At 59.9% G+C, this 5,801-nt stretch carries 6 protein-coding genes; 2 read left to right on the top strand and 4 right to left on the bottom strand.

Translation table 11 applies throughout. From position 1 onward, the window contains the following. Positions 1-203: 203 nt before the first annotated feature. Positions 204-821 carry a carbohydrate-binding family 9-like protein gene (locus QZ302_RS08230; protein ID WP_294594358.1) on the bottom strand — a complete coding sequence of 206 codons (618 nt, stop codon included), beginning with the start codon at positions 819-821 and terminating at the stop codon, positions 204-206. Continuing rightward, positions 814-1,917 carry an aminoglycoside phosphotransferase family protein gene (locus QZ302_RS08225; RefSeq protein ID WP_294594356.1) on the bottom strand — a complete coding sequence of 368 codons (1,104 nt, stop codon included), beginning with the start codon at positions 1,915-1,917 and terminating at the stop codon, positions 814-816. The genes QZ302_RS08230 and QZ302_RS08225 overlap by 8 nt, the downstream gene beginning before the upstream one ends. Positions 1,918-2,114: 197 nt before the next feature. Here QZ302_RS08225 and QZ302_RS08220 point away from each other — a divergent pair, with 197 nt between their 5' ends. Further along, positions 2,115-2,261 (top strand): hypothetical protein, encoded by a 147-nt coding sequence (locus QZ302_RS08220; RefSeq protein WP_294594354.1) that lies wholly within the window; start codon positions 2,115-2,117, stop codon positions 2,259-2,261. A 153-nt stretch (positions 2,262-2,414) separates the two neighbouring features. Here QZ302_RS08220 and QZ302_RS08215 read toward each other — a convergent pair whose 3' ends face one another. Continuing rightward, positions 2,415-3,338, bottom strand: coding sequence for a hypothetical protein (locus QZ302_RS08215; protein WP_294594352.1), 924 nt, complete (start codon positions 3,336-3,338; stop codon positions 2,415-2,417). 348 nt (positions 3,339-3,686) lie between these two features. Next, a complete protein-coding gene (gene gdhA, locus QZ302_RS08210) occupies positions 3,687-5,042 on the bottom strand; it encodes an NADP-specific glutamate dehydrogenase (RefSeq protein WP_294594350.1) in 1,356 nt (451 codons plus the stop codon). 185 nt (positions 5,043-5,227) lie between these two features. Between gdhA and QZ302_RS08205 the strand changes: the two genes are divergently transcribed. Next, positions 5,228-5,425 (top strand): hypothetical protein, encoded by a 198-nt coding sequence (locus QZ302_RS08205; protein WP_294594348.1) that lies wholly within the window; start codon positions 5,228-5,230, stop codon positions 5,423-5,425. Positions 5,426-5,801 lie beyond the last annotated feature (376 nt).

Below are 5,801 nucleotides of genomic sequence, written 5' to 3'. Positions count from 1 at the left end.
TGTTTCGCGCGCCTTGGGAAATCTTGTCAAAACACGCAAGCGAGTTTTGACGATTTCCCTCTTAAAGACGAGGCGCGCGGCTGTCCTACAAGAGGGTACTGCGCTCGGGCCGCGCGGGCCCCACGTCCCGTGGACGGGCGAAACTGCGTTTCGCTGCGGCAGCCTCTGCCCTACTCTGTCTCCCGTTCTCTGTCGCACGCCGCTCACACCTCGAACTCCACCTCGCCGAAGTATTCCGGCACATGGAAATTCGGTTTTTCCGTCCCGATCGGCCTCCACGACAGGAAATGCGGCTGCGAGAGATCATCCCCGCACTTGTAGACATTCGCCCGCGCCCGCAGCCCGTCCAGCGAGCCGAAATCGTGCGCGAAGAACGCCCCCGCCGGAATCTCCGCCTCCAGCGTCCATCGATTATCCCCCCTCCGCTCCTCGAACGGCTCCCCGCCCAGCGACGCCCGCCGCACGATCAGCCCCATAACCTCCTCATCCGCATGCCGCACCTCCGGTTTCGTCTTCCGGAACCCCAGCAGCGCCCGCCCGATGCAGTTGAACTCAAAGTTATAGTACCCCCTCTCGTCGAACGAGATGAAGAACTCCACCGCCGAATCCGTCCACACCGGCCCGTTGTCCTCCGCGACCCTCGCCATCGTGCAGCCCTCCTCCACCTCGAACCGCAAGAGCAGCCTCTTCCCGTCATGCCCCGCCGCAAACCTCACCCGCGGCGCATACGGATATTCCGCCGCCCAGTTGTTGCACGCCACCTCCTGCATCGGGAGCCCCTCCAGCGAGCTCCCCGCCTCGATTTTCCGAATCTTAAGCATACCGTTCCAATATTTCTTTTACAATCCGCTGCATATCCGCATACTGCGCCTCCATACTCTGCAACAGCCGGTACTGCGCCCGCGTCCGCACCAGGTTGTGCTCCGGCGACTTCACCTTGTAGTATCGGTCACCGTCGATGTAGTCCATCAGGAACCGCAGCACCTGTTCGTAGGTGATATACCGGGCCGAAAAAGCGAGGTACTCCGCCTCCTCCGACGTCAGGAAAGCGTGAGCCTCAGAGAGATACCCCTCCGTATAGGCCTTGAAAATCGCGATATCCATCGACACCCGGTCGAGATCCGCATCGTCCTCCGCCCCCGTGTTGGTGTACGACCGCATCGCGTCGCCGTAGTCGTTGAGACACGTCGCCGAGAGCACCGTATCGAGATCGATCACACACAACACCTCCCCCGTCTTGCCGTCGAACAGGATGTTATTGATTTTCGTATCGTTATGCGTCACCCGCGTCGGAATCACGCCCGTTTCGACCAACGACCAGAACCGGAGCATCTCCTCCCTCCGCTCCTCGATCCAGCCGATCTCCCGGGCCACCTCTTTGACACGCCCCACACGGTCTTCGGCCAGCGTCTCGTCCCACTGCCGGAATCGATATCGGATGTTGTGGAATCCGGGCAGAATATCGGTCAGCGGCTCCCGGAAATCGGCCAGCATCGCCTGAAACAGCCCGATCCCCTTTCCGCCCTGAAAAGCGAGCTCCGGCGTATCGGCCTGCTGATACGCCGCCGTATCGGCGATAAATTCGCAAGCGGCCCAATATTCTCCCTCAGCGTCGAGGAAATAGAGTTCTCCGTCCTTTGTCGGCGTGACAGTGAGCGCCTCGCGCCGGGGATCGCCGCCCCGAGCCTTGATCTTGGTTTTCAGGTGGTCGGTCACCCGGCGGATATTCTCCATCATGGCCGGGATATCGGTGAAAATATGGCGGTTTTTCCGTTGCAGGATGTAGTTCGGGGTAGTTTCAGCCTCGGTTTCGATCAGGAAGGTGTCGTTGATAAATCCTTCGCCCAGCGGACGCACCGTCCGGACGTCGCCGTCGATGCGAAACTGTTCGGCGATAGCGCGCAAATCGGTATTCATCAGGAGGTTAAATGGTTTTTAAAGGGGTTAGTATTCCAAAGGATTCCGCCCGACGGAGAGAGTCGGTCTCCCGGTCGGACGGTTAAAGATAGTGACTTTTTCGGAAAGACCCTCCCTCGGCCGCCGGCTTTTGAGTGCCTCTGGGGTACGCTCCATCTGCCGCCCCGGGCCACCGCAATACGAGCACGGGCGACCTGATGGGCGTCGGCAACTACGGCTATAGTTGGTCGTCCGCAGCGAACAACACGGGCGGCGTGTTCGTGGACTTCGGCGTGACGTGGATCCGTCCCAGTGCTCCGTACCACCGCGCCTACGGTTTTCAGTTGCGTTGCCTCTCGGAATAAACGGGCCGCGTGTCCGCGGGAGGCAAGGGGCTGGATTTGAGGATAGAAACTACCGATAAAGTACCCCGCCGCGAAAAACAAAGCGAGCCATGGAAAAGATTTCCATGCCTCGCGCCTCCCCGCTCCTCCGAACCCTACCGGATCGGAGAGCGACTATCCATCGTACTCCTCTTCGCCTCCCTCCAAATCATCCATATCCTTTTGATGCTCAACCAACTCCTTCGCCTTCCCGTAGAGATCGTCCGCCTGCTGCCGCAACGCCGTATCGTCCGGCCGCTCCGCCGCCATGCGGCCCGCACAGTAAGCCGCCAACGCATAAAGCCCTTTGGCCGTCAGCTCCTCGACATGTTCAGCCGTCAGCGCCGGCTCGTAATCCTCCCGGAGCGCAGTCGGATAGTTCACGAAGTACTTCAACACCTTAGCCTGCCCGACAGGCGCAACCTCCGGCAGTTCGAGCCCGGTCGCCGTCGCCGGAGCCGCCTGAGAGAGCTCTCTGAGCAGGGCCCATTCCAGCAGCATATCGTTGTCGAACGGCACCTGTTTGTAGACCTGATACCAGAGCGGGCATGCCTGCCGGAAACGCTCCTCGTCGAAATCGGGGAAGCGGTCGAAAAAGCGATCCAGAATCGTTTCGTTGAACGTCGAGCAGTCGAATCCCTCCGGCCGGTTCCACGTCTTCCCGTCCACCGACCAGGCGAAGAGAGTCGCGCAGGTTCCGGCCACCTCGTCGATCCGGTCGTAAATCTCGGCCGGGATCTCCTCCCGGGGCAGCGGCCGGCCCCCCTCGCAGCAACAGCTGCACACGAAACAGTAGTTCGGAGCGGCTACGAAGTGCAGAAACTCGTTGTCTCCCCCCGGAATCTCGTCATAGCGATACTCGCCCGTCTCCGGGTCGTAGCTCAGCGTAAAGTAGTCGGTCAGGATGTCGCCCTCCAGCCATTCGCAGACATCGTCGAATCCGCACTCCTGCGCCGTCTCCTCCTGCTCCGCCGTTCCCCAGCCGACAAGGTATTTCACTCCGAGCATCATCATGATGCGTTTCAGGGCGTCTGGCGACGGTAATTGTTTCATTTCCATAGCGTTGTATTTTAATTAAGTGAATAAAAAAGGGTTCTCGTCCGGAAATAAAAAGCGTGGGCCTTTGAAGCTCATTTGTTTTCCAGGTATCGCCAAACACCTTACACCCAAATAAGTAAAGCCCACGTGTCGCCACGTGAGCGTTACCACTTTACTTTCGGGTGTGTTTCAAAATTGGCGATTTTGGGAAACAAAAGTAAAGCTAACGCTTTTCTATGTATGTCGTAAAGAGGTTTTTAATTCATGGGCAATGCTCGAGTTTCGGGACAAAGGTAGCAAAAAAACGGGCCGGCCGGTATGCGGGTGTCCGAAAACCGCCACGCCCCCTCGGCGGTCTCCCGCCGCGCCCTATACGATCCCCTGCGCCAGCATGGCGTTCGCCACCTTCCGGAACCCCGCGATATTGGCCCCCTTGACGTAATTGACGTAGCCGTCCGGCTCTGTCCCGTAGCGCAGACAGGCGGCATGGATGTTCCGCATGATGGCGTGGAGCTTCTCGTCCACCTCTTCTGCGGCCCACTGGAGGCGTTCGGAGTTCTGGGTCATCTCCAGCCCCGAGGTCGCCACCCCGCCGGCATTGGAGGCCTTACCCGGCGAGTAGAGGAGCTTGTGCTGCTGGAACGCGTGCACGGCCTCCGGCGTCGACGGCATGTTCGCCCCCTCGGCGACGCAGATACAGCCGTTGGCGATCAGTTTGGCCGCATCTTCGCCGTTGAGTTCGTTCTGCGTGGCGCACGGCATGGCGATGTCGCACTTCACCCCCCACGGCCGTTCGCCGGCGTAGTAGGTCGCGCTGGGATAGCGGTCGGCATACTCGCTGATCCGTCCGCGGTAGATGTTCTTGAGTTCGAAGATGTACTCCAGTTTATCGGCGTCGATCCCGTCGGGGTCGTAGATGTATCCCGATGAATCCGAAGCGGTTACGACCTTGGCCCCGAGCTGGGTCATCTTCTGGATGGCGTACTGGGCGACGTTCCCCGATCCGGAGACGGCCACGACTTTCCCCGCCGGAGAGTCGCCGCGCGTAGCGAGCATCTCCTGTGCGAAGTAGCTCACGCCGTAGCCGGTGGCTTCCGGCCGCAGCGGGCTGCCGCCCCAATCCAAGCCCTTGCCGGTGAAGGTGCCGGTAAATTCGTTCCGGAGCCGTTTGTATTGTCCGAAGAGGAAACCGATCTCTCTGGCTCCCACGCCGATATCGCCTGCCGGGACATCGGTGTCGGCGCCGATATGGCGCTGGAGTTCGGTGGCGAACGACTGACAGAAGCGCATCACCTCGGCGTCTGATTTCCCTTTGGGATTGAAGTCGGATCCGCCTTTCCCGCCGCCCATGGGCAAGGTGGTCAAGGCGTTTTTGAAGGTCTGTTCGAAGGCGAGGAATTTCAGGATGCTGAGGTTGACGGAGGCGTGGAACCTCAGCCCCCCTTTGTAGGGCCCGATGGCGCTGTTCATCTGGACGCGGTATCCGCGGTTGATTTCGACCTCTCCGCGGTCGTTGACCCACGGTACGCGGAAAATAATAATGCGTTCGGGTTCGGCAATGCGTTCGAGGATTTTCATCTTCCGGAGCACCGGATTCTCGAGGATATAGGGGGCAAGACTCTCGACCACTTCTCGCACGGCTTGGTGAAATTCGGGCTCTCCGGGGTTGCGCGCTTCGATGCGGGCCATGAAGTCGCTGATGTACTGTTGGATTTGGTTTTCCATGAATTTATGGGGTTATGTTGGTTTTCAAAGTGTAAGAGGCACGGAGGCCCCCGCCCCAAGGCCTTTTCGCAGTCAGGCGGCCGGTCGATCAGGAGGCCTCTTGCTATTATAAGGTACCGCTATAAGGCGCCGCGCCTAATATGTTTCGCGCCTAATATTAGGTGGAAATACCTCCCCCCTTTCGAATGCCGAGCGGCCCCGCCCCGGGCTTCCGCAGCAGCAACGATGGGGGGCTGGGAAATGTCGGCGGAGACGGTACGGTATGGTCTTCTGCGGTGAGCGGCACGAACGGTTGGCGACTTTTATTCTACACGGGCGCCATGTCTCCTTCTGCCACGTACAATCGCGCCGGTGGTTTTCAGTTGCGTTGCCTCTCGGAATAAACGGGGGTGCCGCTCGCGGGGGGCAAAGGGCCGGGTCTACCCTAAAAATAAGGGCTGCCTCTACCCTACTTTTGAGTTGAATCCTGCGGTTCGTAGAACCGCGCGGGCCGGACGCCTCCCCACGGGAGGCCCGCAATGTTCGCAAGCTCACTGCGGCCACTCCCGGGCGCCCGCCCCGTTTGGCAATGCCCTATTCTTTCAGGTTCGGGCTGCGCGCTCCCCGGCGGCTCGTAGAGCCGCAAAAGCACTGCCTATTTGTTTTCGGCCGCAGCCAGCGGAGAACGAAATATTAAGGCCGAGGCGGCCAGTAAAAGACGCTGTGCGTCCCCTCCGCATCCGGGGGCTGCGGAGGGCCGACCGTTGACACGGGAACTTA

Origin of the sequence: uncultured Rikenella sp. (assembly GCF_910579375.1) — a bacterium.
Taxonomy (GTDB): Bacteria; Bacteroidota; Bacteroidia; order Bacteroidales; family Rikenellaceae; genus Rikenella.
This window is presented reverse-complemented; position numbering and strand designations above follow the sequence as displayed.

Bases quoted from the DNA above. Each gene is read 5' to 3' on its own strand.
- gdhA (WP_294594350.1), bottom strand. From the start codon at position 5,042: ATGGAAAACCAAATCCAACAGTACATCAGCGACTTCATGGCCCGCATC.
- QZ302_RS08230 (WP_294594358.1), bottom strand. From the start codon at position 821: ATGCTTAAGATTCGGAAAATCGAGGCGGGGAGCTCGCTGGAGGGGCTC.
- QZ302_RS08225 (WP_294594356.1), bottom strand. From the start codon at position 1,917: ATGAATACCGATTTGCGCGCTATCGCCGAACAGTTTCGCATCGACGGC.
- QZ302_RS08220 (WP_294594354.1), top strand. From the start codon at position 2,115: ATGGGCGTCGGCAACTACGGCTATAGTTGGTCGTCCGCAGCGAACAAC.
- QZ302_RS08215 (WP_294594352.1), bottom strand. From the start codon at position 3,338: ATGGAAATGAAACAATTACCGTCGCCAGACGCCCTGAAACGCATCATG.
- QZ302_RS08205 (WP_294594348.1), top strand. From the start codon at position 5,228: ATGCCGAGCGGCCCCGCCCCGGGCTTCCGCAGCAGCAACGATGGGGGG.